This window comes from Burkholderia glumae LMG 2196 = ATCC 33617 (genome assembly GCF_000960995.1).
Classification (GTDB): domain Bacteria; phylum Pseudomonadota; class Gammaproteobacteria; order Burkholderiales; family Burkholderiaceae; genus Burkholderia; species Burkholderia glumae.
On the sequence record NZ_CP009434.1, the window covers coordinates 1,777,812 to 1,803,981 of the forward strand.

A 26,170-nucleotide genomic window follows, 5' to 3' on the forward strand; every position below is an offset into this window, starting at 1 on the left:
GCGCCATCGTCACGATGGGGTCGGCACCGTGGCAAGGGGCGTCGAATAGGTCACGATGGTCGGCGCGGGCAGCATCCAGACCGGCACGTACGACGTCACCGGCTCGAGTGCGACCGGCATGGCGGGGGCATAGCCGTCACCCGCCAGCGAGGCCGGCGCAAGACTGCCCAGCTGCAGCATCTGGCGCTGCACCGACGCCATCTGGGCCTGCCAATTCTGCAGGTCGGCGTCCGCTGCCGAGATTTGCTTGAGTGCGGCGGAGGGCGTTTCATGCCATCCGCTCGTCTGAATCTCGAAACTGGCACCATCTTTCGGGTCGTTCCAGGCCCAGGTGCGGACCTTCACCGGTCCGGCCGCCGTATAGTCAACCGTGGTGGTGGCTTTGACCGGCACCGTCCGTCCGTCAAAGCTCACGCGAAGGGGTTGCATGTCGGGCTTTGCCGTTTGCTCGCCGGCAAGTGCAAGCATCGGAACAAGTGCGAGCGCACCGGCCGCCACGTATGTCATCGCTTTCATGATCGATCTCCGACAAAAATGGCTGCTGGGAACCGTTCCAGCAGACGGGCTCGTGAGGAGCCGGTCCCAATATCGACGAGCTTGCTTAACCGTGTCTTAAAGCGCCGCGGCCGGCATCATGCGCGGACCAGCGCGCGGTCATCGTCATGGACAATCAACGTGCCGCGCCGGCCGCGTCTCGGGCGAGCGGCGTGACAGGCGGGCAAACGCGCCGGTCCGGCCGCGGGCGCCCGGACCGCTTGCTCAGCCGCCGGATTTCGTCTGTTGCCGTTTCACGCGCATGCGCCCGGGCGGCTCGAAGTACGTGCCGAACCGGACCAATCCGGCCTTCTTCAGGTGACAGCTCATCTCGAAGCTCACGAGCACGCCGGGATCGTCGTTGTCGAGGATCTCGACGTCGATTGACCGGATGCGTGGCTCGTACCTGAGCAGCGTGGCCTCCATCTGCTCCTTGAGCAGGTGGGCGGAGGCGGGCAAGGCCTTGTAGATGTTCGTCAGGTCCGGCAGCCCGTAGTCGGGCAGGTGCTTCAACGTGCCGGCGCGCGTGTTCAGGATGCGCTGGACGTTCTGCTGCACGCTCATGCATTCGAGCGTCCGGTCGTCATACGCGGCCAGCGGTTCCCCCCCGATCTGGCCGAGCAGCATGTCGTAGAGAGAGGGGCCCGCCGGCATGGCTTCGCTCCTGTCAGGCGCCGGACGGCTCGCTGGCTGCGGCGTCCACCGGTTCGCCGCGATCGACGAAGTCGATCGTGAGGTTGCCCTCGGCCGAACTCGACAGCGCGATCTTCGCCGGCGCGAGGCCGCTGGCCATGCGAGTCAGCAACTCGCGCGACACCGTAGGCAGGATGCGCTGGTCGAGGAAGGCGTCGACGCTGCGTGCGCCGGATTCGCGAGCGAGACACAGCTCGGCCATCGCGCCGATCAGCGACTCGTCGCACCTCAGTTCGACATCGTGCTGACGGCGCAGGCGGCCTGCAAGCTTGGCGAGCTTCAGGCGCATGATGGAGGCGAGCGCGGATGCGTCCAGCGGCCGGTACACGAGCGTCTGGAAGCGGGCGAGCAGGGCGGGCTGGAAGTGCGCGACGAGTTGCGGATGAATGGCATCGAGCAGCGCGGCCTGCGCAATCCCGGGATTGTCGGTGATCGCCTCGTCGATCTGCGCGCTGCCGAGATTGGACGTCATCAGGATCACGCAGTTGCGGAAGTCGATCTCGCGCCCCTCGCCGTCGCGCATCGTGCCGCGATCGAACACCTGGTAAAAGATGTCCAGCACGTCGCGGTGGGCCTTCTCGACCTCGTCGAGCAGCACGACGCTATATGGGCGCTGGCGCACCGCCTCGGTCAGAATCCCGCCACGGCCATATCCGACGTAGCCCGGCGGCGAGCCTTTCAACTGTGACACCGTATGCGATTCCTGGTACTCCGACATATTGATCGTCGTGAGCGCGGCCTCGCCCCCGAACAGGAGGTCGGCCAGGGCCAGGGCGGTTTCGGTCTTGCCCACGCCAGAGGGGCCGGCAAGCAGGAACACGCCGAGCGGCGCATGCTCGTTCCTGAGCCCCGCCTTCGCGGTGCGCAGGCTCTCGGCGAGCGCGGCGAGGGCATCGTCCTGGGCGACCACACGCCTTGCGAGCTGTGCCTCGAGCGCAAGCAGGCCTTGCAGCTCGTCCTCGACGAGGTTGCCGACGGGCACGCCCGTCCACTCGGCGACGACGCGCGCGATCGCCTGCGCATCCACATCGGCGAAGATCAGCGGCGTTTTTCCCTGGGCGCCGGCGAGCGCCTGTCGCGCCTGTGCGAACGAGGCGCCGTCGCGGGCGCACGGCTCGACCTCACGCTGCTCGTGCAATGCCTGAACGAGCCGGAGCTCCGTGTCATAACGCTGCTGCAGATCGGCCAGGGCAGACTTTGCGCTCGCGAGCGCTGCCTCGAGCGAGGCGCGGCGCGCCTGCGCGTTATCGATGCCTGCGCGTGCATCGTCTTCCAGCGTCGCATACTCCAGCTCGAGCGCCGACACGGCGGCCCGCGCCCGCTGCAGTTCCGCTGGCGGCGACTCCAGACCCATGCGTACGCGCGCGGCCGCCGTGTCGATCAGGTCGACTGCCTTGTCGGGTAGCTGCCGTGCGGGAATATAGCGACGCGACAGCCTCACCGCGGCGACGAGCGCCTCGTCGCGGATGTGGACGCGGTGATGTTGCGCGTAGCGGCTCCTGAGGCCTCGCAGCATCAGGCATGCCGCTTCATCGTCGGGCTCGTCGACCTTGATGATCTGGAAACGGCGCTCGAGCGCGGCGTCACGCTCGAAGAATTCCTTGTATTCGGACCACGTGGTGGCCGCGATCGTGCGCAGCTCGCCGCGCGCAAGCGCCGGCTTGAGCAGGTTCGCGGCATCCGCGCCGCCGGCGGCATTGCCCGCGCCGATCAGCGTGTGCGCTTCGTCGATGAAGAGCATGATCGGCACGGGCGAGGCCTGCACTTCGTCAATGACGTTCTTCAGGCGCTGCTCGAACTCCCCCTTCACGCCGGCGCCGGCCTGCAGCAGGCCCAGGTCGAGCGTCAGGATACGCACCTCGCGGATCACGTTCGGGACGTTGGCTTGCGCCACGCGCAACGCGAGACCTTCGACGAGCGCGGTTTTGCCCACGCCCGGTTCGCCGACGAGAATCGGATTGTTCTTGCGCCGGCGCGCGAGCACGTCGACCATCTGCTGGATCTCGCGATCGCGGCCGAAGACGGGATCGATGTCGCCGCGGCGCGCCTTGTCGGTCAGATCGATCGCGAAGCGCGCAAGCGCGTCGCCCTCGACGGTCCGCCGAGGCGCGGGCGTTCGAGCGCCGTCGCTCGCGGCGGCTGCCGGCCGGACTTCACCAGCCGCGGCGAGCGCCTCGGCATCCGCTCCAGCTTCCACGCGCTCCGGCTGGCTTTCGCACGACCGATGACCGAGACGCGGTAGCAGCCGCTGGATCTGCGTGCTGCTGATCGACAGCAGCGGCCAGGCATGCTGCGCGCGCAGCACGTGCGGCGCGTCGGCGATGGCCTGCAGCAAGTGGCCAGACCGGATGGCCTGCTCGTCGATCTCCGACGTGGCGTGAAGCCACGCGTCGTGAAGCACGGCCGCCAGCTGCGGCGAGAGCGCCGGCTTGCCCCGCAGGAGGCGGGGCTGGCGTTCGATCGCGGCAATCAACGCGTCCCAGACGGCATCGATGCCGATCCGGTAATGCAGCAGGATCGCCGGAATATCGCCGTCGCCGGCCTCGATCAGTTTCAACAGCCAGTGCTCAACCGTAATTTCGTCCGAGAGCCTCCCCTGGCAAAGACTGGCGGCCGCCTCGAGCGCCTTCGCGCAGTGCGGGTTGAGTCGGCGCAGCAGATGGGTCGTATCGCGCAGGGTCATGACGGAAGCCGGGTCGCAAAAGAGAGCGGGCGACAGTCTGGGCGCCCGCTTCGAGGTGGAAAAAGACTAGCCCGGACCACGGGCTGGTAAAGGGACCGGCCGCCGCAGCGCGCCGGTCCCACCACACGGTGCCGCTATCAGGAACGCTCGTTCCAGGTGTCCTTGTGGATGATGTTGCCGTCCTTGTACGACCAGGTGATCGTCTCGTAGCGCAGTTCGACGTTTTCGAGGTGGTTGTGTTTCTCGTAGTCCGGGTTCTTGATGTCGTACATCACCGGGTTGACGGCCACGATCTTGACGTTGTCGAGCTTCGTGTTGAAGTACTCCTTCTCCTTGCCCGCGTCGTCGATCTTGTACCACTTGATTTCGACCGACTTCAACGTCTGGCCGCTCGTCACGGCCTTGTACAGGTATGGCGTCGACGCGTCCGTTTCCTTCGTGAGCGTAATCGGCTTGTGTACACGCGTACCGGTGAGCTTGCCCGTGTTGCCGTCGGTCGGGATGTGCACGCCGTGATTGAACGCGACGAGCTCGACGCTGCCTTCTCGGCCCTGAACCGTCACCGAACCCTTGATGTCGGCACCGCCATCGTCCTTGAGCCACATATAGGCCGGAATTGCCATTGCTTCACTCCTTTTCATGTACTGCGACAACCGCCCGGAGCCAGCCCCCGAGCTTCGGAATCCCGAAGCGCGCGCTTCGGGGCTAAAGCCTGTTCCTTCATTTCCCGGCGCCGTCCTTCGGAATCTCCGGGACCAGCGTGATTTCCACGCGCCGGTTCCTGGCGCGTCCTTCCGGCGTGTCGTTGCTCGCGATCGGTCGCGTGTCGCCGTAGCCCTGGATGGCAAACTGCGTGGTCGGGATGCCCGAGGCCTCGATCAGCCAGTCGCGCACCGCCCGCGCGCGTGCCGTCGACAGCTTCAGGTTGCGGTTCGGATTGCCCGAGTTGTCGGTGTATCCGGCCACGAGAATCCGTTTATCCGGATGCGCCTTGATCATTTCGAGCGCACCGACCATCGCTCGTGTCGAACCCGGTTTCAGTTGCGAGCGGCCGCTGTCGAACAGCGACATGCTGTCGAGCGTGACGACCGCGGGCGGCGGAGGCGGGGGCACGTAGGAGGCGATCGCATCGTTGAGCGCCGGCATCAGCCGGGCGCCCCGGTACATGCCGAACGACAGGCGAAGCGGTACGCCGGTGCGTGCATATCGGTCGAGTTGATCCCGATCCGCGATCAGCGCCTCCAACGCGTCGCGCTTCGCGGCGTCGTGCGCGGGCGGGACCGTTGAATAGCGTCCGAGGTCGGCGCCGATACGGTTTAGTAACGCCTCGTTGTTTTTCGCCGACGCCCAGAACGCCACGGCGGCCGCACACGCGGCAAGCGCGAGCGCATGGGCGAAGGCCGTCATGCGCGGCGACACCCACAGCCGGCGTGGCATCGCCGCGAGCAAGGGCTGCGGGAATGGCCATGGCAGCGCCGAAGCCTCGGCATCGGCGGGCTCGACCCGGGTCTGCATCTCGACGTCGCGTTGCCATGGATTCCCCGTGCCCCGATCGACCGACATGCCCACGGCGTTCGCGGGTCCGCAGTCAATCCAGCCGGCACCGAACAGTGCCCAGGGCGCGGCCGGCTGCTGCCGGTCCGTCAGCGCACCGATCACGACGCGCTGCGTCCATCCAACGATTGACGCCAGGGCGGCTGCGCGGGTAGCGGCTAGCCGGTCGCCCGACGCGTGCTGGACCGCCTCTTCGGCGGCACGGATCACCGGCTCGAAGCGCTCGGCGTCGACCAGGCGCGTCGCCGAGGAAACGCCATACCATTGCGATGCCGCGCGATTCGCGCTGGCCGCGGCCGCCAAACCGGGGATCGCATGCGGAACGTCGGAACCTTCTCCAGCCGTCAGCCGCTGATAGACAGCGACGTAGCCGGGCAGACGCGCGCCCAGCGTTCGCGCCGCGTCGGCGACCGCCTGACGGACCAATCGCAGTTTCTGCGTCAGGACGTCCGGCCCCGCGTGCAGAGCCGGCGCCACACAAAGCACGACGCCATCGGGCACGCGACCGTCGCGCCACTGCCGGACCGCGACGGCGAGGCGCGGCAGATCCTGAGGACGATCGACGCGCAGCCAGATCGCCCCATCGCCGACATGCGCGAAGCGTTCCGCTTCGGTGAGGTTGAACAAGGCAGGCAAGCCATCGCCGGTGATCAGGACAAGCGGCATGCGTATGCGCAGCCTGACGGGAATATCCGCAGTCGCTGCGCCGAGCGCGGCAAGCACGTGCGCGCTCTGCTCGCGTGCGCGCGACAGCCGGCGGGTGAACCACCCCGTCAGCGCGAGCACGACGATGCCGATGACCGCGGTGAGCGCCCAGATCGCGCCACGGCCGAGCGGCAGCACGAGCCAGACCACCGCGAGCGCGAGCGCAGCGGCGAACACGATCATCATCCGAAACGGATAACCGAGCCCTTCGTGTCCGTCATCAGGATCGCGCGCCGGCGTGGCGGGCAGAACCGGCAGGTCGGGCTTCACGGCTGGCCACCCTTTACCGGCAGCAGATGCGCGATCTGCACATCGAGCGCCGCTGCCCAGACCATCCAGACGATTAGCGCGACGACGCAGGCCAGACCTGCTATTGCCCACGGCGAAAGCCAGTAGAACCAGTCGGAGAGCCGTCTTCCCGCGCGGTCGGTCATGAAGGGCCGCGCCGACGAAGGCCGAAGCGTCTCCAACTGGGTGTTCAGTGATGTGACCAGCGCCGTGCGCTTCGCTTCGCCTTCGCGGGCATAGCGTCCCACGAATCCCATGCCGAGGATCGCCGAGTAACACTCGAGCAGGTCGAGGTTGGGTGAGGCTTCGCGCATACGCGCTTCCAGACGTTCGATTACGCGTTCGCCTGCATCATGCAGGTTGAACTGTTCGACCTGTAAAGGCTTCAATTGCCAGGCCGCGCGGCTTTCGGCCGGCAAATAGCGCAGTGCGGTCTCGTCTAGCAGGCCACACTGTGCGATAAGTGCATCCTGTCGGACGTCGTCCGGATAGCCGCGTCGCGCCAACGCGTCCGAAAAATTCGTGATGAGCTGCCGGCAACGTTCCCGGAGCCCGGCAGCGTCCTGAACCCGGCCTCCAGGCGCAAGTGTCGTCACGAGAAGGCCCGTATCGCGCAGCAAGTCACGCATACCTGCGCCAGACACACGGCTGGAGCCAGGCAGATCGTCCATCGGGGTGACGTCGTTATGATCTGGCGTCAGGGTGTTCATGAGCGCAGCACCGCGTAAAGTTCAAGCGAGGCGTCGGGTACGGACGCGGGAAGATAGATCTGGCAGGCCCGCGCGGCGAGCATCTCCGCGTGCGCAGCGCTGGTCGAATCCAGTGCGAAATACTGGTTGTCAAGGCGCACGGGAATCGCGGCCGGCACGCGCTGCACCGCCTTCAGCGGAATTCCCAGCAGCGCCGAGTTGATGATGCGCTCGACGTCGTCTGGCGCGCCGATCTTGCACAGCCGCGGGAACTGCTCGACCAGCTCGAACACAGGCATCGGTGCGTTGACGGACAGATACCAGTCGGCTGCATCGCCGACGATGCGTTCGTCGAGGAACTGGCCGCTCCACGTCGTAGGGCTCTTGCGGGTCAGGCCGATCGACACCACTCGTGAAGGGATGATCGCGTCGAGCAGATCACGAATCATCGATTCGAGCTGTGCGAACACCTCGTCGGCACGTGCGTGGTCGTACGCGGGAATGTCGGTCAGCTGGGCACCCGTCGAGAATGTCATCAACGCACTGGCGAGCTGTGCCAGCGTGACATACAGATGCTCCGGCGGCCGGTTCGGATGAGTGGCAAATAGCCTCAGTTGCGGCCATGCTGCATGAATGCAATGCAGCAGCCAAAAGAGCTGGACGTCAGCCACGCCATATTCGGCCACCTGTTCGATGCGCTCGCTGCGGCGCGCGCCGAGCGCAAGACTTTTCGCCTGCAGGATGTCGGCGAGGCGATTGACGCGCTCCAGGTGAAGCCGATGGCTGCCGAGCGTCAGGCATGGCGGCACGAACCGATGATCGACCTGGAACAGGCCGCTCGTGCTGCGGGTAAGCCGTGCGACCGCGCAGACAGTATCGTCGGCATGGGACTCGAAGTCGAACAGGAGCCGCACGGCGTGCCGCTCGGCGGCGATCTCCGACTCACCCGTCCCGTTCAGGTCCGTCACCTTGACGAACTCGCGGTACGAGCGACGCGGACGCGCAAGCGTGGTTTCATCGAAGCGGCAGTTGTTGCCGTTCGCATCCGGTAGCGCGAGCGCGGCGAGCACCACGACGCTTTGACAATCGGCAGGCATGCCTTGTGTCAGTTCGCGTGCTGGCGGAACCTCATCGGCCATCGTCGTGTCGACCGGCGTCCCGTCCGGGAAGCGCAGCTTGAGCCGCGTGAGCTTGAGGCGCCCCGTTGCCAGGGCCTCCTCGTCGACCTCGACGCCTAGGGTGCCCCATGGTTCGGCGAGCGCAGCGGCCGCGACCTGCTGCATCGCGAATCCCGCCCATCGGTCCTGCTGCTGAAAGTGCTGCTGCGTGAGGACCAAGCCCTCATGCCAGAGCGGTTTGTCGATCCGCATAGCTGTGGTGTGCGACTTCTCGTTGACTATCTAGGCCCGGCGATCCTATATGAAGGAATCGCCATTTGGATAATTTTCTTGCTTTCTCATGCGAATTATCATGAATTTAAATATAAGAATTCAATAGCCAAATATCGAGATTCATAGGGTGATGCAAGGCATTGATCTGCATGGTGTTTGGTGTGAATGGGATGGCCTATTACATCACCTAATGATCGCCGTGCAATAGAAAAATTACTAAATTTATCTATTTGATGATTCTTGAAGCTGTGCCGTCTATTTTTCGCTCGAAGGGCCTTTGACGTTGCGTCAGTAAACCTGTTTAATACGCCGTGTCATAAAAAACGCACGAATAGAGGCCGCGCTATGGGGTGCTGTCAGTGTTCCTTGGTGAATCGCGTGTACGCGTTCACGCGCATGCGCACGACGGAGCTCACCGCATCGCAACGGGCAAGTTCTGCGGGTGTCGTGAACCTGAAATAGATGAGGAATCCTATGGACAGCTTCCAGCGAGAAATTCCGAAAAGCCGCGTCTCGATTACGTTGGATCTGCATACGGGCGGAGCCCGGAAGAAGGTCGAGCTGCCGCTCAAGCTGCTCGTCGCCGGCGACTTCAGCGCGGGTCGGGAACAGGCGCCGCTGGCCGAACGCAAGAAGATCAATATCGACAAGAATAATTTCGATGCCGTGCTTGCCGACTATGCCCCCGACCTGAAGATCTCCGCCGAGAACACGCTCGCGGGCGATGGTTCGGCGTTGCCGGTGAACCTCTCGTTCCGGTCGATGAAAGACTTCGAGCCGGAGCAGGTGGCCCGGCAGATTCCGGAACTGCAGGCGATGCTGGCAATGCGCAATCTGCTGCGGGATCTGAAAAGCAACCTGCTCGACAACGGCACCTTCAGGCGCGAGTTCGAGAAGATCCTGAAGGATAAGCATCTGTCTGACAAGCTGCGCAGCGAGCTCGCGCAGGTCGCCACCGCAGCCACCCAACCGGAAGGTCAGGCCTGAACGTGGTCCCAGGTATCCATACGAACGCAGACAGGACAAGCAATGAAGCAGAATGAATCCCGTCAGGGTGTGAACGAAACCGTCGTGCTGGAAAACGACAGCGTGTATGCCTCGCTCTGCAGCAAGATCAACCTCACGCCGGTCGCCGAGGCGCGTCCGCTCGAGGCCTTCCGCGACAACGACATGCTCTCCGAAGCGTCAGCCGACGAGCGTATCGCGCGCGGCATGAGCGCCTTCCTGGATCTGATCGCGCAGTCGAGCCAGCCGGTCGAGCGCCTCGACAAATCGCTGCTGGACTTCCATATCGGCCAGCTCGACCGCCAGATCAGCCGCCAGCTCGACGCCGTGATGCACACGCCGGCGTTCCAGGCGCTCGAGGGGCGCTGGCGCGGTCTCAAGTTGCTCGTCGCGCGCACGGACTTTCGCAAGAACGCGAAGATCGAGGTGCTCGACGTGTCGAAGGAGGCGCTGCAGCGCGACTTCGAGGACACGCCGGAACTGATCCAGAGCGGCCTGTATCGCCTCACCTACATCGAGGAGTACGACACGCCGGGCGGCCAGCCGATCAGCGCGATGATCAGCGACTTCGAGTTCACGAACTCGCCGATGGACGTGGCGCTGCTGCGTAACATCTCGAAGGTGGCGGCGGCGGCCCACATGCCGTTCATCGGCTCGGTGGGCGCAGCATTCTTCGGCAAGCAGTCGATGGAAGAGGTGGCGGCCATTCAGGACATCGGCAACTACTTCGACCGCGCCGAGTACATCAAATGGAAGAGCTTCCGTGAAACCGATGACGCCCGTTATGTCGGCCTGACGATGCCGCGCGTGCTCGGCCGCCTGCCGTATGGCAAGGACACCACGCCGGTGCGTGCCTTCAATTACGAGGAGGCGGTGAAGGGCCCGGACCACGACCGGTACCTGTGGGTCAACGCGTCGTTCGCGTTCGCGGCCAATATGGTGCGCAGCTTCGTGAACAACGGCTGGTGCGTGCAGATTCGCGGCCCGCAGGCGGGCGGCAAGGTGGAGGACCTGCCGGTGCATCTGTATGACCTGGGCACCGGCGTGCAGCCGAAGATCCCGACCGAGGTGCTGATTCCCGAGACACGCGAGTTCGAGTTCGCGAATCTCGGCTTCATCCCGCTGTCGTTCTACAAGAACCACGACTTCGCGTGCTTCTTCTCGGCCAGCTCGACGCAGAAGCCCGCGCTGTACGAGACCAAGGAGGCGACGGCCAACAGCCGCATCAACGCGCGCCTGCCTTACATCTTCCTGCTGTCGCGCATCGCGCATTACCTGAAGCTGATCCAGCGCGAGAACATCGGCACGACCAAGGACCGGCGTCTGCTCGAGCTCGAGCTGAACAACTGGATCAAGGGGCTCGTGACCGAGATGAAGGATCCGGACGACGAACTGCAGGCCTCGCATCCGCTGCGCGACGCGAAGGTCACGGTCGAGGACATCGATGACAACCCGGGCTTCTTCCGCATCAAGCTCTTCATCATTCCGCACTTCCAGGTGGAGGGGATGGACATCGGCCTGTCGCTGGTTTCGCAGATGCCCAAGGCCAAGAGTTAAGCCGCGCTGATCCGCCCAGTTCAGTGCATCAGCCGCCGGGGCCATGAAGGCTCCGGCGGTGCGGTTCGTATTTGTGCCTGCTCAACGGAGTTTCCGCATGTCGTCGATCCTGCCTACCCAGGCCTACGAGTTGAAGCTCGCACCGCATCCGGCGCCGTTCTCGGTGCTCGAGTTCAGCGGCCGGGACGCCGTGAGCGAGCTGTATCACTACGACATCGAGTTCACCAGCCCGGCAGCGGGCATCCCGATGGAGCAGGTGGTCGGCCGGCCCGCGAGATTCACCATCGCTCCGATTGACCCGAACATGGGCTACCTGCGCAAGATGTTCGGTGAGAACGCGGAGCAGTTCAGCAAGATGCCGCCCGCGCACACCATCCACGGCATCATCACGGAATTCGATGAATTCGCCACGACGGCCGACCAGACGCACTACCGGGTGCGGCTCGAGCCGGTGCTCGCCGACCTGCACCGGGGCGTGACGAGCCGGCTGTTCCAGAAGCAGTCGGTCGAGGAAATCGTGACCGACACGCTGCGCCATTACGGCTACCGCGCCGGCGTCGACTTCGTGTTCCAACTGCGCCACCAGTACAAGCGGCACGAATACGTGACGCAGTACCACGAGACCACGTTTGCCTTCATCCAGCGCCTCTGTGCGCAGGAGGGCATCTGGTTCCGCTGGGAGCAGAAGAAGGATCACGCCGTGATCGTGTTCGGCGACGATCTCGATGCCTATGCACGCAAACAGCGCACGGTGCCTTACCTGCGAGACGCCGGACTCGAGAGCTCCGGCGCGGACACGATCAAGACGCTAGAAAAGCGGACCCGGCGCGTACCCGAAGCCGTGCGGTTGCACGACTACAACCATCGCGAGGCGGGCGTATCGCTGCTCGTCGAGGAAAACGCCGCGCGTGCCGACAAGTCGACGAACGGTGTCGACTACCGCTGGGGCGAGCATTACGAAACGCCGGAGGAGGGCAGGCAGATCGCCCGCCGGCGCCATGAGGCGTATCTGGCGAACCAGATCACCTTCAAGGGCACCGGCAATCCGTTCTGGCTGGAGGCGGGCGAAGTCATGCGTGTCGAGCCGGTCCAGGCCGACGCGAAGCACGGGATCTTCATCACCGCGGTGGAATCGAGCGGCGGCCGTAGCCAATCGTACTGGGTGAGCTTCGAGGGGATTCCGTCCGATCGCGCGTATCGAACGCCGATCGCCTCGATCAAGCGACCGGCCATTGACGGCATCCTGCCGGCGCGCATTACATCGCCGGGCAACTACAAATACGCGTACCTGACCGAGCAGGGCTGGTACGTGATCAAGCTGCCGTTCGACCTCGACGAGTGGAGTCCGGGCGGTACGAGCCGGCCGGTGCGGTTTGCCAAGCCGTACAGCGGGGACAGCTACGGGCACCACTTCCCGCTGATCGACGGTGCGGAAGTCGCCATCGTCTTTACCGATGGCAATCCGGACCGGCCCGTGATCATCGGGGCCATGCACGACAGCCTGCATCCGGATCTTGTCAATAACCTCAATCACACCCGCAACATCGTTCGCACCGCGGCGCAGAACGAGCTGCGGATGGAGGATAAGGAAAACGTCGAGCACATCCACCTGACGACGCCGTTCCAGACCAGTGAGCTCAATCTCGGGCACATGGTCGATGGGGACCGCAAGGAACGCGGACAAGGCGCGGAATTGCGGACTGACGAGCGTGTGGCGGTGCGTGGCGCGAAGGGTGTTTTTATTTCGGTGGATGCCCAGTACGCCGCGCGCGGCAAGCAGCTCGACATGGAGCCGGCCCAAGGACTCCTCGAACAGGCGCTACAGCAGATGCAATCGCTGGCCGGCGCGGCGAAAGCTTCTCAGGCGATCGCTGCCGATTACGAGAAGCAGAAGGCATTATTCGACAAGACCCTGAACGAACTCAGGAAGGCAGGCATCCTCGTCAGCGCACCGGCGGGTGTTGGTCTCGTATCGGGGGACCACATGCAGTTCAGTGCCGACCAGAATCTCATTGCCACGGCGGGAGGCAACGCTGATTTTGGGATCATCAAGCGCTTTACCGTCGCTGCCGGGGAAGCGGTTTCCGTGTTCGCCCAGAAGCTCGGCCTGAAATTCGTTGCGGCGAAGGGGAAGGTCGAAATTCACGCCCAGACGGACGAAATCGACATGGCTGCCATGAAGGACATCACGATTTCGAGCGCCGAGGGGCGGCTCGTAATTTCGGCAGCCAAGGAGGTCTGGATCGGGGCGGGTGGCTCGTACATCAAGATCAACGCAAATCGCATCGAGAACGGTACGCCAGGCGATATTCTCGAAAAGTGCGCATCGTGGGACAAGCCGGGCGCATCTTCAATGCGTTTGCCTGCACCGGACCTGCAGTCCGGAGATATCAAGGGGTGTTCATGGCGATCGGCAGCCGCGGCGGCCGATAGTGCAGCAACCGTGGTGCTGGAGTAAGGTGGCCATGAACTCGGCACACGAAACGGTCACACCGGTAGCCGGTACCCAGAGCGGTGACCAGCTGATCGAGACCCTGCGCAACGCAGTCAAGACGCACGGAGACAAGTGTTACCTGGTCGTCGATCCGTCGTTGCGCTCGCTTGAGGACATTCCGGCCGGAGGAGTCCTCTTCAGCCAGGCGAAGCGCGCTTCGGTCCCAATTGGACACAACGCCTTTGCGCCGGAACATTGGCCTTGCCTGATCGAATTGGATCTCTCGACGGCGACCGGTCCAGCGCTTCTCGCGGAAAGCGTGCGAGCAGCCCTTGCGGACCGTCTGCCGGAATCCATTGCTCGCGGACAAGGGCAGCGGGTTGGAGGCTGGCTTGTCGGCGCAGATTCATTGCAAGAGGCGGTCGATCATTGGTCGACCAGTCTCCTACACTTTGACAACCTGGGACGTCAGTGCCTGCTGCGTTTCTACGACACACGCGTGCTGGCGCTGATGTGGCCAGCTCTCTCATCCACGCAGCGTCGGCGTCTGCTCGGTCCGGTCCAGACTTGGTATGCCCTCGACGCATGCGCCGAACTCGTAGCCTACACCGCGCCAGACGGCTCGCAGTTCGATCTGGAGATTGACGACGCACAATGGATCGAATTTCATCGGCACGGAATCATCAACCGAGCACTGGCATTGTTCATGAATGATGCGGGGCGCCAGCCGATGCGACAGGAAGTTCAGGCAGCAGTGGATAGTGCTGGCCGCGCCGAACAACACGGTCTGAGAGACCACGAGGACAAGATCGCGTTCGTGGGCCATGCCCTGGCCTGGCACCCCTGCTTCGACGCGCATCCCGCGATGGTGCCCATCTTAGAAAAGGTTTCCCGGGGAGCCACTTACGGCGCAGCAGTGAGTGAACTGGATTCCCGTGCGGTGGATGAGATCCGGCGCGGGACTTGGTTCAAGTCGCATCAATAACCGGGCATCGTGCAACACAGCCCACTCCGACACACCTGTACGCATACAGATATGGCAACGAACTCTAACCCTCCCTGCAAGAACTGCGAAAAGGGTGGTCTGCCGATCCTGCCGGTTCGCTACACGGTCCTGCCGAAGACTGTTTCCGCGAAATTTCCTGCCGGCATCACGGGGGAGGGTATCACTGGCGTTACGCTGACCCAGCACAACTATGGCTTGCGTACCCTACGCGAAGGCTGGCTGTATCTCTTCTATTCCCAGGGGCCGCGTGGGAAAAACTACTGGGAGGCCTATCGGATTACCGCGGACGGCCGCCTCTGGAAGCAATCGATCCCGCTGCCTGTCGTTCCGGTTAAGCATCCGGCCTGTGCGAAGTCTGGTCACGCTGTACCAATGGATATCATTGCCATCGAGCAACCGGAGCTGTGCACGGAAGTCTATATCGCGTTCTCCGAACATAGCTGGCACACGAAGATCTTTGATCTTTACGCTCAGAACGCAACACTGCGCAAGGAGCGGATGCAGTGTATCGAACCAGCGAAATGGATTGCTGGTGGTACCAACAAACATGCGGCGATCGCAACCGAGCAGAGCGTCGATGCCATCGTCGAGTATATGCCTGGCTTCAACCCCGCGTTGCTGAAGCCTTCGATGACGCAGACGCTCAGTGACGAAACAGGGCGCTACAACCCGCAGCTCGTTAAACGTGAGGCCACTCGCTATGCGCTTCACATCCGTCAGGCGACACCTGATTCGGCAAGTAAAGCGCTGGTCGATATGATGCACGACGTCGGCAAGATCTCCGCGGCCCGGCACTATCCCCCGATGGTGCTCGCGTTGTGGGATGCGATTGGAAACGTGCATGAACTGAATGGATTCCGAAACGATGCCGGCAGTATGCTCGGCATTTACGTGCGCGAGCGCGCAGTGCAGATCGATGCCATGCAGTCGATCGACGCGGCCGAAGTCGCGGTACGCAACGGGGCGGTAGCTTTCAAGAGCAAACTGCGCTCCGCCATGCAGGCGGGCATTGAAGGTCTGATGCAGTCGGGCGGTGGGGATCTTCCAGTGTTGCAGACGCCGGAACAGATGGAAGCGTCCCAGCGTCGTATTGAGCAGGCCGGTGTCGTCAGCCCCTCGGAAGCCAAGGCGATCGGCGAAGCGGAGTGGCCGAAGTACCTGAAGAAGCTGAATCCATCCAAACTCGCATCGTTCCGGCCGTGGTTCGCATCTGTGCAAACGGCCGTCGCCGCGATACAGGCGAACCGTAGCGCGGACGTGGGCGCATGGTTGAAGGCCCCGTTGCTGTTGACGACACTGCACGATTACTACGAGGAGGACGTTCGGGACGGTAAGGCGTTCGAGACCGTCGTGAGCGAGGCGATCTCGGGCTTGCCGTCGGAAGCAAAGGGCGAAAAGCTGGTGTCCGATCTCGTCGACAACATGGATCCCACTCATCCTGCGAGCCTGGTGTGGCGCGCGTTCGCTGGCAATCAGAAGCAGCCCAAGATCGAAATCAAGCAACTGTTGGCCGACGTGTCGAAGTATAAGGCCACGCCCATGGAGGTGACCGCCGAATGGGCCGAAAAAATCGCAAAGTCACTTGAGAAGGTCAAGACGTTCTGGGAATTCTGGGAAAAGATGAAGGAGGTGAAGGAGCATGAGAATCCGATTTCCAAGACTGAAGCCGGACTCAAGGCCCTTCACATCGACAAGCTGATGACCGCCATCGCCCCGTCGCTGTTCAAGTGGACCGGATTCGGGCTGGTGGGCAATTGTGCAGGTACCTACCTGCTTCGCGGGGCGATGTTGATGCGCGTCGGCATTAGTCACGCCGACGCAATCGAGCTCGTGAAAGCGGCGGTCAGGACCGAGTTGCCGATGTTCAACAAGCTGAAGGCGGATTTTCTCGCGCTGCGTCTGCGTGGTATTCCTGCCGCTAACGCGTATGCTCAGGCGCTGGATAATCTGGCCTCCGATGAACGTGGCCAGTTGCTTCGTGCGAAGTGGAATGCCGTTAGGGTAACGTCGGAAGGAGCAGAAGCAGCCGGTGCGGTTCGGCTTGCGGGCACACTCGCATTCATTGAGGTGGTGTCCTTCGCTGCTGCACTCTCAAAGACTGACAAGTCCGACGAGGACTACGCATCGCTGGTTGCGAGCGGATTTTCTGCGACATCGGCATGTCTCGATGTTTCTACGAGAGCGGTGACGGCGCTTGCAGAGGACGCAGCGCGAACGCTGGCCAATCTCAAGGCAGTAACGGGATATCTCAGCGGTGCATCTTCGTTGATCGGTGCGGTGTTGGATGTGCGATCAGGCAACAAAGAGGCGGATAATGGGCGCATGGCATTAGAATCCATGTATTATATAAAGAGCTTATTGGGATTCGTGGCATTTGGTACGAATTTATTGACCGCCATGACTTCGTCGGCACCTTTAATTGCGCGAATCACTGGTGGACGCGGGATCGTCTGGGTTGGCAAGGCCGGAGCAGGAATTTCAGGAGCCACTGCATATACGAACGAAGTCGCCAAACCAATCATTGAAAGTGTTACGGCAAGAGAAAGAGACGCGGCAGTTAAGAAGGCGGCGAATATTGCATTTGATTCCGCACTGAAAAATGTAGCAACAGATGTTGCAGTAGCCACGGGTGAAAGAGCTTTCTTGATAAGCGCTGGTCGTGTCGTGCTTTTCCTGGCAGGTTGGGAAGTTGCTGCCGCCGCTACGCTGATTCAGTTTTTAATCTGGTACCTCTCGGACAACGGCCTGCAAACGTGGATGGAGAAGTGCTGGTTTGGGCGATCACCGAACTCCCCAGTGTGGTCGGCAGGAAAACAACACGAGGAGTTTCAGAAGGCGTTGAGCTCGAGTGAGCTTCAAGTAAATGAGGGTTTGGAATGAACGCGATCACGACCGATATATCCACGACGCATCTATTGCACGGGCGTATCCAAAATCTGAGGAAAACACGCCTGAATCATGATTTCTTTTTCGATGCTGCTGATCGAGCCAAGATGGGTGCGACTGCAATCGCTGCTGGGCTCGCTGGCCTCGGTGGAATTGCAACTGGCCTTAGTGGTATGGCTATGTACACGACTGAGGAAGCGGACTTGTTGGAATTTGATCTCGATGGGAAATCCGTTCGGGCATGGGTATGGCAGTCTGTCTTTGACGAAGGGGACGATGTCGAAGTGGTTGCAGAGCGAATCGGCGATATTTGGCAAGGATATGGCGTGCGCCGCACAAGTGACAACATTGTGGCTCTACACCCGCACTGTAGTCGAGGAAGGCGAGCGCACTACAAGGCTGCAGTGTCTTGGGGGCTGAAAATTGGACTAGGTTTAATAATAATCGTGAATTTAATAAGCGCGATTATGGCCGTATTTCAATCCATAAACAATTGGCACGCAATTTTTCTTATGTGGATTTTGGGGGGGCGGGGGGGTTGCTAATTGCGGTTCTTATTTCTTTACGCATTGCTGCGAGGATGATGGGGTTTGTGAGATTGGCGGAGGCCATCTTCGATGGCTTCGGATGGACGGATATTAAGAATATTGACCTTCCGGCCATCACAAAAAAGAATAAGAGGCCAGGTGATCCAGCAGCGTTAGGCGTATTGTATTTCCGCTATTTGTCCGACTAGGTTTATCAAGCAGGGCGTGGCCATGCCACATCGGAATTATGAGGTAGGTCTATGATTGATCTTATTCGACTAGGCGATTCCACCGACCACGATGGCAAAGTCATCAGCGCATCCAAGACCATGCGCTTTGACGGCCGCTGGGTTGCCCGTAAGGGCGACGAGGTGTCCTGTCCGAAGCATCCCGACATCAAACCCAATCTCATCATCGATGGTGATGAGTCAATGGCGGACGATGGCGTGCCGATTGCACGGCACGGCTATCGGGCAATGTGCGGTTGCCGTGTGATTTCGAGTCTCATCTGACGGAACCGCATGCCAGTCGTTCTTCCGCCTGAGCCCGGGGCTGATTCAGACCCGCCACGTCCACCAGGTGCGATTGCCTGGATTGCACTCTTTGCAGTGTTCATGGTGGGAGGAGTTGTCATTGCGCTCTTGACATGGCCCAAGTCCGAGCCCACCAACACTCCCTGGTTCTGGGTTCGGCTGCTCGTTTTGTGGAGCAGCCCCCTGAAACACCGGACACAGTCACCCACTTACAATAACGGGTAGGTATAAGACCGTGTTTTTGACTCACACCAGGCAGGAAGTGATGGACGTGTTGACGGGCCCGGAGCGTCGGCGGCGCTGGACGGCAGAGCAAAAGCTGGCGATGGTTCGCGAGAGTTTCGAGCCGGGGAAATCGGTTTCGATGGTAGCGCGCCAGCACGGCGTGAATCCGAACCAGCTCTTTCACTGGCGCAAGCTGTACCAGGATGGAAGCCTGTCGGCGGTCAAGGCTGGCGAGGAAGTGGTTCCGGCCTCGGAGTTGGCCGACGCGCTCAAACAGATTCGCGAGCTGCAGCGCATGCTCGGCAAGAAGACGATGGAGAACGAGATTCTTCGCGAGGCTGTCGAATACGGCCGGGCAAAAAAATGGATAGCGCACTCGCCATCGTTGCCGGAGGACAGCCAGTGAAACTGGTCTGCGAAGTCCTCGGCGTGTCGCGCTCGAACGTATCGGCACGCAGGTCGCGCGAGGCGACTTGGCGCGACGGGCGGCAGCCCAGATCGACCCACGATGCACCGGTGGTCGAGGCTATTGAGCGGGTTATCAGCGACTTGCCCAGCTACGGATATCGACGCGTATGGGGGACGTTGCGCCGCGAGCGTATCGCGGCGGGACAGGCACCGCTGAACGCCAAGCGCATTTACCGCGTAATGCGCACGCATGGCCTGCTGATGCAACGCAGAGCGGCACCGGTTCGGCCGCAGCGCCGTCACGATGGCAAGGTTGCGGTGGAGCGCAGCAATCAGCGCTGGTGTTCCGACGGCTTCGAGTTTCGCTGCGACAACGGCGAGCCGTTGCGCGTGACGTTCGCGCTCGACTGCTGCGACCGCGAAGCGATGAGCTGGGCGGCCACGACGGCCGGCCATAGCGGCGACATCGTGCGCGACGTGATGCTGGCTGCGGTGGAAAGCCGATTTGGGGATGTGCTGCATACCGAGTCCGAAATCGAGTGGCTGAGCGACAACGGCTCGGGCTATACGGCCGAGGAGACGCGTCAGTTTGCGGCGCTGCTCGGCCTGAAGCCGTTGACCACGCCGGTGTGCAGCCCGCAGAGCAACGGCATGGCGGAAAGCTTCGTGAAGACCATGAAGCGCGATTACGTCGCTATCATGCCGAAGCCGGACGCAGCGACCGCGGCCAGGAATCTGGCCATCGCATTCGAGCACTACAACGAAAAGCATCCCCATAGCGCGTTGAAGTACCGCTCGCCTCGCGAGTTTCGACGTTCGACGGATTCAGCAACCTAAGTGGGTGCCGTGTCCTGAGTTACGGGGGCAACTCCATTTTGCCCTCAGTGTCATTCGCCCTGACGTTCGGGTTGCGGCTGCTCTATTACGAACAGGAGTTGGAGCGGTTGCAGGCCGAGGACGAAGCACGCTTGAGGGACAGGGAGAAAGCCATTCGGTTTGCAAGCGAACCGCTGGCCGTGCTGGGATACGCGTACCTGAGTGGCGTGGGCAATGCCAATCTGGCGGGCAAGATTGTGCAGGGCGACACCGCGCTCGAAGCGCAGACGGCAGCAAGCGGAGCCGAAGGTGTGCGCCATACCGCGCTCGAATCGATCCACGGTGAAACGCTGGTGAAGCGCTATCGAGCCTGCTTTGACGAGTTGGTCGCCATGATAAGACCGACGATCGAAGCGTTGCCCCATGATGTCCGTCTGGACGTACGACTACACATGCCGGAGGGACCCGAGCATGAAGCACAACTCGAAGCGTGGCGTGAAGCCTGGCGGCAAGCGGCGCTCCGACGTGCCGAATTAACGTCATTGCCGGCGGAGCAAGGCCTCATGGCGGTCGACGAATGGCTCGATGTCAAAGGGGGGCATTCGCTCGAAAAATTCACTTTGTTCGTTTCGGCGCAACTCCACGACATGCCTATAGCAGGTACCGGGGAAACTGCGGTTGCGATCCTGCTGGGCTGGGCTCCTCTCGCGGCACGACGTGGGCTGAACATGATCGCGATGCTGCACAGGCCGGTTGAAGCGGTGATCGACGGCCTGCCCGAGGCGATATCGAAAGCCGTGTTGTGGGGCAATGCCGCTCCGCAGAATGTGAAGGATCTGTGGAAGGCAGGACTGGACAGCGAGGACGGATCCACTTTGCTCGACGCAGCATCCGAAGCGAAACTGGGTGTGACTGGGAGTACTGGATTCGATGGGCTGCACGATATTGACGCCGCCGTAGGACATCCTGGTGTGTGCGCGGGGTGGCTCGCGGTTGTCGCCGCAATCGAGCACGGCGCGCAGGCGGGCAGCCCGCAAGGCATTGCCTGGCGCGAAGGCACTCTGCGGCTCGCAGTCATCCAGAACACCGCACGAGCAAAAAAAAATGTGGAAACAAACACATGAAGGTAAGCAAAATCTCCGGCTACTGGGTTGTCGTGATCGCTGCGACGATCGGCGCGGCGGTCATTGCCTGGTTCAAAGGCTCGGCTTTTGATCCGTCTCCGGTTCATCGGATCGTCGCAGTAGTGTTCATCGGCGTGCTCGCGCTGGCGCTACGCGGACAGTTGGCAGGTGGGTGGCAGGCCGTAGCCCGACACTCGCCCGGAAGATTGGGCACCCGGTACGACCGCGATCCGATCGTCCGAGTTGGCGTCACGCAAAAGGAGGAAGGGGAAAACCTCAATGCGTACCGCGGCGCGAATCTCTGCGACGCGCTGCGCGACCGCCACGGCTGGCGCTGGCGCTATCGCGAACGGTGGGTACTCGTCGCCGGTGACCTGCCGCTGGTGAAACGCCTGGCGCCGGGACTCGTCGAGGCCGGGTATCTGATTACCGGCGACGCGGTCTTGCTGTACGCGCAGCAAACCCGCGACACACTCGAAACGGACTGGCTCGATCAAATCCGCCGCCTGCGCCGCCGTCGTCCGGTCGACGCGATCGTGGTCGTGACGTGCAATCGCAGTTCAGCCAATGCTCCGTTCGACACCGACGCGCTTGCCCAACAGCTCGCGCGCCATGCCCGCGCGCTGCGCTGGGCCGCGCCCGCGTATCTGCTCAACGTCACCGATTTCGGCAGCGAAACGTCGAGTCCCGACGAGGCGATCGGGTTCACGTGGGCGAACGCGCGCATCAGCGCGGATCAGATCGACGCATCGTTGCAAGACCTCGCTTACAACCTGGCCGATGCCGGCGTCGTGCGGCTGGCGAAGGATGCCGCCGACCGCTATCCCGCCGAGCTCTCGCAGCATATTTCGACGCTGCACGGCCCACTGTCCGGGTTGGTGCTGCAGACTGCCCAATCCCGCATCTGGCGGCAGGCGATTCACGGGCTGCTTTTCGCACCGCTCGTCGAGGAACGGGAGCGGGCACCGTTGTTGCCCACCGACGCAAACGACGACGAGCCGGCGGGTGAACCTCGACATCGCACGATCTGGCAGACCGTCGCCGAACACAGCCGCAGAATCCACGGCCGCCGCGTCGGCTTCTCGCCGTCGACGACAGCGGCCTGGATCACGACCGGCCTGGTCGGCTGCTGGATCGCCGGCACGATGCTGTCGGGATTCGTCAACCGTGCAACGATCCGGAACGTGGCCGATACCATTGCGCGGCTGTCGACCGTTCAGGATCGCACGCAGGCCTTGCAAGCGCTCAACGGCCTCGACCGGCAGATCGATACGCTCGAAGTCCATCAGCGCGACGGCGCGCCGTGGAGCACGCGCTTCGGCCTGAACCGCGACGGCGCGCTGCTCGATGCGCTATGGCCGGGCTATGCCAATGCGGCGAGCCGCATCCTCGTGGCGCCGATCCGCCAGAAGCTCGAGGCGCGCCTGCGCAAGCTTGCCTCCCTGTCGGATGCCCAGATCGCCAGCGGCGGCAATGCGCAGGTGCAGGCCGTCTACGACACGCTGAAGGCTTACCTGATGCTCGCCAGGCCAGAACGGGCGGTCGCCGCATTCCTGACTCCGCAACTCGTCGCGACGGCCGCGCCCGTGCGCCCCGCGAACTCGCCGCTGTCGTCGGGGGCGTGGGAAGACCTGCGCCAGCACACGATCGCGTTCCTGGCGAATCATCTGGGCCGCGGAAGGTGGCAGGCGATGGCGCCGGATCTGGGGCTGGTGGCCTCGACGCGCCAGACGGTGATCGGCGTGCGCGGCATCCAGAACTCGACCGATGCGGTCTATCAGCAGATCCTCGACGACGCGAAGGCCAAGTATCCGCCTGTCTCGCTCGCGACGCTGCTGGGCGACACGACCAGCCGGGGCCTATTCGATACGACGGCGGCCGTGCCGGGTGTGTTCACACGCGCCGCCTGGGACGAGCGGATTTCGAAAGCGATCGACAAAGCGAGCGAGCAGCAAAACGTGGCGGGCGACTGGGTGCTCTCCGACGTCAAGGCGACGCAGTCCGCACCGTCAAGGCTGAAGGCCCAGCTGCGCCAGCGCTACTTCGACGATTATGGACGGGCCTGGGCGCTGTTCCTCAACAGCCTGCGCTGGCAAGCGGCGCCGACGCTGTCCGCCACGGCCGACCAGCTCACGCTGCTGGGCGACCCGCAACGCTCGCCGCTCGTCGCGCTGATGAACGCGATCGTCTACCAGGCGGGTGCCGGCGCGAATGCGCAGTCGCTCGCCGACAATCTGATCAGCAAGGCGCAGCAGCTCGTCGGCGGCGCCGAGAAGGATCCGTCGAAGCAGACCCAGCCGCCGCTCGCGCCGCTTGCCAAGGCGTTCGGGCCGATCCTGCGCCTGACCGGCAGCGATCTGGTGCTAGGCGCAGCTGCGAGCGGCAAGGCCGCCGCACCGCTTGCCGCGACCGGCGACTTGAGCCTCGCACGATACCTGGAGCGCGTTACCGCCATGCGCCTGAAGGCCTCGCAGATCGTCTCCGGTGCCGATCCGGACGCGATGGCGCGTCAGGCGGCGCAGGCGGTCCTGCAAGGCAGGACGTCCGACATCGCCGAGAGCCGCGACTACGCCAGCCGCCTCGCCGCGAGCCTGGGCGAGCAGTGGTCCGGGTTTGGCGAGCTGTTCCGCGCGCCGTTCGACCAGGCCTGGCAAGTTGTCGTGCAGCCGGCGGCGTCGAGCCTGAACGACATGTGGCGCACCGCAATCGTGGCGGACTGGACCAGGACCTTCGGCGGCCGCTATCCGTTCGCCGACTCCGACAATGACGCGTCGCTGCCCGAAATGGCGCGCTTCATGCGGCCCGATAACGGCGTGATCGCGCAGTTCGTCACCACTCAGCTTGCCGGCGTGGTCGAGCGGCAGGGTGACCGATGGGTGGCGGTGCAGGGGGCCGACCACGGTGCGCTGACGATCGATCCCGGCTTCCTCGCCAGCCTGAACCAGCTCACCCGTGTCTCGACCATGCTGTTCCCGTCCGGGGACGCGCACCTGCGATACGAGTTGCGGCCGGAGCCGACGCCGGGCATCACGGACATGAAGTTCGTGCTGTCCGGGCGCGAGCTGCGCTACTTCAACCAGAAGCAGGAGTGGACGCCGTTCGAGTGGCCCGGGCAGTCGCTGGAGAACCTGTCGCACATCGAATGGCAGACCGAGCAGGGCGGGCTGCGCACGGCGCTCGATTCGCAGGGCCGGTTCGGCCTGATCCGGCTGCTGGAACGTGCGAAAGTCTCGCAGCAGGACAGCGCGCGCTATCTGCTGACCTGGACGCCGGACACGAGCCTCGGGCTGCCGCTGCGCGTGCAACTGCGCAGCGAGGTCGGCTCGGGGCCGCTGGAGGTGCTGGAACTGCGGCACTACACGCTGCCCGCCCGGATCTTCGTCACGGGCGCGACGAAGGCGGAGCCGACGCCGTCGGCCATCGGTCCGCCACCATTGCCGCCGGCCGCGATCTCGGCGGCCAAACATGCCGCGGTGCCGCTGCCTGATGGCGCATCGGGTCCATTGCCGGAGGTCGAATGATGCTGGGCGGACTGTTCAAACGCCTTTTTCCGACCCGCGACGACGCCGAGCAGCTCGCGCGGACGCGGCTCGACGCGTGGCATGCGTGGCTGCTGCCGCTCGCGGGTGACACGGGCGTGGGGCGCGACCCGGGCTACGAGGATACGTTCTTCGCGCTTCGGGAGGAGACGCAAAAGCTCTCCGGCATCGACGACGGCCTCATCGTGAGTGGCTGTGAGCAGTTGCTCAAGGAGACCGGCAAGGATCTGCGTCTGGCCGGTTACTACGCGTTCGCGCGGCTGCGGCAGGACGGACCTTCCGGCTTTGCCGACGGGCTCGAGCTGGCCGCGGCGCTCGTCGACCGCTACGGCGAGACCGTGTTGCCCGCACGCGCCGAGGCAAAAAGGGGCGCGCTCGAGATGCTGGCGACCACGCGCATGATCGAGATGCTGGAAAGCCGTGGCGCGTTCGCACCGGCTGACCTCGAGCGCGCACTGGCCGCGCTCGACGTGCTGGTGGCCTGCACGCAGACCTGGTCCGACGCCGCGCGCCCGAACCTGCAAGCGCTCATCTCTCGCTTCGAGCGAAACAATGAGCCCGCTCTCACGGCCGAGCAGGGCGCCGCCGTGCCTTCACCGCTTTCCGCGGCGACGGCTGCCTTCGGCACGATCACGTCGGCGCGGGACCTGCTCGATCAGGCGCGCACGATGGCGGTGTGGCTGCGCGATCAGGAAAACGGCTATCTGCCGTCGGTGCGGCTCGTGCGCAGTGTGCGCTGGGATACGCTGCACGAAGTGCCGCCGGCCGATGCCGCCTCGCATACGCGCCTCGTCGCGCCTCGCGGCGAACTTCGCCAGCAGATGAAACGGCTCGTGCTGCAGAAGCAGTGGCACGAACTGCTCGAACGCGTCGAAGGCGCGTTCATGGAGGGCGTCAACCATCTGTGGTTCGACCTGCAGTATTTCCAGCACGTCGCGCTCGACCATATCGGTGCGCCGTATAGCGGATGGCGCGCACAGCTGCGCGCAGACTTTGCGCTCTTCCTCGAACGACTGCCCGGCATCGAACGGCTGGCGTTCGCCGACGGCACGCCGTTCGCCGACGATGCAACGCTCGAGTGGATCGCGCGGCACGCGGTAGTGCGCGATCTGGAAGCGGGCGAGTCTGTCGCTCCGCTGCCGGTCTCGGCCGAGAGCGTCGGCGATGCCGCCGGCGACTGGCCGGAAATCGAGGCGCAGGCGCGGGAACTGGCCGGGCGCGAGGGTGTGGAAGCCGCCTTCGCTTGGCTTGAGGCACTGCCAGGCATGAAGACGGACCGCCATCGCTATCTGCAGCGGCTGGTGATGGCGCGCCTGGCCGATCAGGCCAGCCGCCCGGATACGGCACTGGCGCTGCTGGCCGAGCTCGACGCCTCGTCCCGGACACTGCCGCTCACGCGCTGGGAGCCGGCGCTGGTGTTCGAGGTCAAGCAGCAGCTGGTCCGCGCATTGAAGGCGATGAGCAACCGCAAGGATGCCGACAAGCCGGCGCTGGCCCGCCGCATCGGTGAACTGCAGGCGGAACTGACCGTGCTCGATCCGGCGCGTGCCCTGACTCTCTCATAAGAACGAAG

General features: G+C 63.3%; 17 protein-coding genes and 1 pseudogene. 11 read left to right on the forward strand and 7 right to left on the reverse strand.

Annotated features, from left to right (window positions below; all coding sequences use genetic code 11):
• Positions 1-9: 9 nt before the first annotated feature.
• From KS03_RS08625 to tssK, 7 genes are all read right to left on the reverse strand, one after another.
• On the reverse strand, positions 10-516 hold the full coding sequence (locus KS03_RS08625; RefSeq protein ID WP_012733893.1) for a hypothetical protein: 507 nt from the start codon (positions 514-516) through the stop codon (positions 10-12).
• 243 nt (positions 517-759) lie between these two features.
• Positions 760-1,188, reverse strand: coding sequence for a type VI secretion system baseplate subunit TssE (tssE, locus tag KS03_RS08630; protein ID WP_012733892.1), 429 nt, complete (start codon positions 1,186-1,188; stop codon positions 760-762).
• A 13-nt stretch (positions 1,189-1,201) separates the two neighbouring features.
• Positions 1,202-3,910 carry a type VI secretion system ATPase TssH gene (gene tssH / locus KS03_RS08635; protein ID WP_012733891.1) on the reverse strand — a complete coding sequence of 903 codons (2,709 nt, stop codon included), beginning with the start codon at positions 3,908-3,910 and terminating at the stop codon, positions 1,202-1,204.
• 137 nt (positions 3,911-4,047) lie between these two features.
• A complete protein-coding gene (locus tag KS03_RS08640) occupies positions 4,048-4,533 on the reverse strand; it encodes an Hcp family type VI secretion system effector (protein ID WP_012733890.1) in 486 nt (161 codons plus the stop codon).
• Between the two features lie 97 nt (positions 4,534-4,630).
• Positions 4,631-6,439, reverse strand: a complete 1,809-nt coding sequence (locus KS03_RS08645; protein ID WP_012733889.1) for an OmpA family protein — start codon at positions 6,437-6,439, stop codon at positions 4,631-4,633.
• A complete protein-coding gene (locus KS03_RS08650; protein WP_012733888.1) occupies positions 6,436-7,167 on the reverse strand; it encodes a DotU family type IV/VI secretion system protein in 732 nt (243 codons plus the stop codon). Before KS03_RS08650 ends, KS03_RS08645 begins: the two co-directional genes overlap by 4 nt.
• On the reverse strand, positions 7,164-8,516 hold the full coding sequence (tssK, locus tag KS03_RS08655; RefSeq protein WP_012733887.1) for a type VI secretion system baseplate subunit TssK: 1,353 nt from the start codon (positions 8,514-8,516) through the stop codon (positions 7,164-7,166). The genes KS03_RS08650 and tssK overlap by 4 nt, the downstream gene beginning before the upstream one ends.
• A gap of 495 nt (positions 8,517-9,011) precedes the next feature.
• Here tssK and tssB point away from each other — a divergent pair, with 495 nt between their 5' ends.
• The 11 genes and pseudogenes from tssB to tssA all read left to right on the forward strand — a co-directional run bounded on the left by tssB (position 9,012) and on the right by tssA (position 26,162).
• Positions 9,012-9,524, forward strand: a complete 513-nt coding sequence (gene tssB, locus KS03_RS08660) for a type VI secretion system contractile sheath small subunit (RefSeq protein WP_012733886.1) — start codon at positions 9,012-9,014, stop codon at positions 9,522-9,524.
• Between the two features lie 42 nt (positions 9,525-9,566).
• A complete protein-coding gene (gene tssC, locus KS03_RS08665) occupies positions 9,567-11,099 on the forward strand; it encodes a type VI secretion system contractile sheath large subunit (RefSeq protein WP_012733082.1) in 1,533 nt (510 codons plus the stop codon).
• Between the two features lie 97 nt (positions 11,100-11,196).
• Positions 11,197-13,557 carry a type VI secretion system Vgr family protein gene (locus KS03_RS08670; RefSeq protein ID WP_045678747.1) on the forward strand — a complete coding sequence of 787 codons (2,361 nt, stop codon included), beginning with the start codon at positions 11,197-11,199 and terminating at the stop codon, positions 13,555-13,557.
• Positions 13,558-13,564: 7 nt separating this feature from the next.
• Positions 13,565-14,518 (forward strand): DUF4123 domain-containing protein, encoded by a 954-nt coding sequence (locus tag KS03_RS08675; protein ID WP_017432307.1) that lies wholly within the window; start codon positions 13,565-13,567, stop codon positions 14,516-14,518.
• Positions 14,519-14,569: 51 nt separating this feature from the next.
• Entirely contained in the window at positions 14,570-17,419 is a 2,850-nt protein-coding gene (locus tag KS03_RS08680) for a T6SS effector BTH_I2691 family protein (protein ID WP_012733882.1), read from the forward strand.
• Positions 17,416-18,161: pseudogene (locus KS03_RS29760) on the forward strand (putative type VI secretion system effector). Before KS03_RS08680 ends, KS03_RS29760 begins: the two are co-directional and overlap by 4 nt.
• 51 nt (positions 18,162-18,212) lie before the next feature.
• Positions 18,213-18,464, forward strand: coding sequence for a PAAR domain-containing protein (locus KS03_RS29765; protein ID WP_012733880.1), 252 nt, complete (start codon positions 18,213-18,215; stop codon positions 18,462-18,464).
• A gap of 286 nt (positions 18,465-18,750) precedes the next feature.
• Positions 18,751-19,955 (forward strand): IS3-like element ISBugl1 family transposase gene (locus KS03_RS08690; protein ID WP_085962364.1). Its coding sequence is split into 2 segments (ribosomal slippage): positions 18,751-19,066 and positions 19,066-19,955, totalling 1,206 coding nucleotides; the frame shifts between segments, so codons are not numbered across the junction.
• Positions 19,956-20,002: 47 nt separating this feature from the next.
• The gene (locus tag KS03_RS08695; RefSeq protein WP_050811447.1) at positions 20,003-21,058 is read left to right on the forward strand and encodes a hypothetical protein; all 1,056 of its coding nucleotides are present in this window, start codon (positions 20,003-20,005) and stop codon (positions 21,056-21,058) included.
• On the forward strand, positions 21,055-24,579 hold the full coding sequence (locus KS03_RS08700; protein WP_012733879.1) for an ImcF-related family protein: 3,525 nt from the start codon (positions 21,055-21,057) through the stop codon (positions 24,577-24,579). Before KS03_RS08695 ends, KS03_RS08700 begins: the two co-directional genes overlap by 4 nt.
• Entirely contained in the window at positions 24,576-26,162 is a 1,587-nt protein-coding gene (tssA, locus tag KS03_RS08705) for a type VI secretion system protein TssA (protein ID WP_012733878.1), read from the forward strand. Before KS03_RS08700 ends, tssA begins: the two co-directional genes overlap by 4 nt.
• The last annotated feature ends 8 nt before the right edge of the window (positions 26,163-26,170 follow it).

Coding starts and splice junctions, on each gene's coding strand:
- KS03_RS08625 (WP_012733893.1), bottom strand. CDS start 516: ATGAAAGCGATGACATACGTGGCGGCCGGTGCGCTCGCACTTGTTCCG.
- tssE (WP_012733892.1), bottom strand. CDS start 1,188: ATGCCGGCGGGCCCCTCTCTCTACGACATGCTGCTCGGCCAGATCGGG.
- tssH (WP_012733891.1), bottom strand. CDS start 3,910: ATGACCCTGCGCGATACGACCCATCTGCTGCGCCGACTCAACCCGCAC.
- KS03_RS08640 (WP_012733890.1), bottom strand. CDS start 4,533: ATGGCAATTCCGGCCTATATGTGGCTCAAGGACGATGGCGGTGCCGAC.
- KS03_RS08650 (WP_012733888.1), bottom strand. CDS start 7,167: ATGAACACCCTGACGCCAGATCATAACGACGTCACCCCGATGGACGAT.
- tssK (WP_012733887.1), bottom strand. CDS start 8,516: ATGCGGATCGACAAACCGCTCTGGCATGAGGGCTTGGTCCTCACGCAG.
- tssB (WP_012733886.1), top strand. CDS start 9,012: ATGGACAGCTTCCAGCGAGAAATTCCGAAAAGCCGCGTCTCGATTACG.
- tssC (WP_012733082.1), top strand. CDS start 9,567: ATGAAGCAGAATGAATCCCGTCAGGGTGTGAACGAAACCGTCGTGCTG.
- KS03_RS08670 (WP_045678747.1), top strand. CDS start 11,197: ATGTCGTCGATCCTGCCTACCCAGGCCTACGAGTTGAAGCTCGCACCG.
- KS03_RS08675 (WP_017432307.1), top strand. CDS start 13,565: ATGAACTCGGCACACGAAACGGTCACACCGGTAGCCGGTACCCAGAGC.
- KS03_RS08680 (WP_012733882.1), top strand. CDS start 14,570: ATGGCAACGAACTCTAACCCTCCCTGCAAGAACTGCGAAAAGGGTGGT.
- KS03_RS29765 (WP_012733880.1), top strand. CDS start 18,213: ATGATTGATCTTATTCGACTAGGCGATTCCACCGACCACGATGGCAAA.
- KS03_RS08700 (WP_012733879.1), top strand. CDS start 21,055: ATGAAGGTAAGCAAAATCTCCGGCTACTGGGTTGTCGTGATCGCTGCG.
- tssA (WP_012733878.1), top strand. CDS start 24,576: ATGATGCTGGGCGGACTGTTCAAACGCCTTTTTCCGACCCGCGACGAC.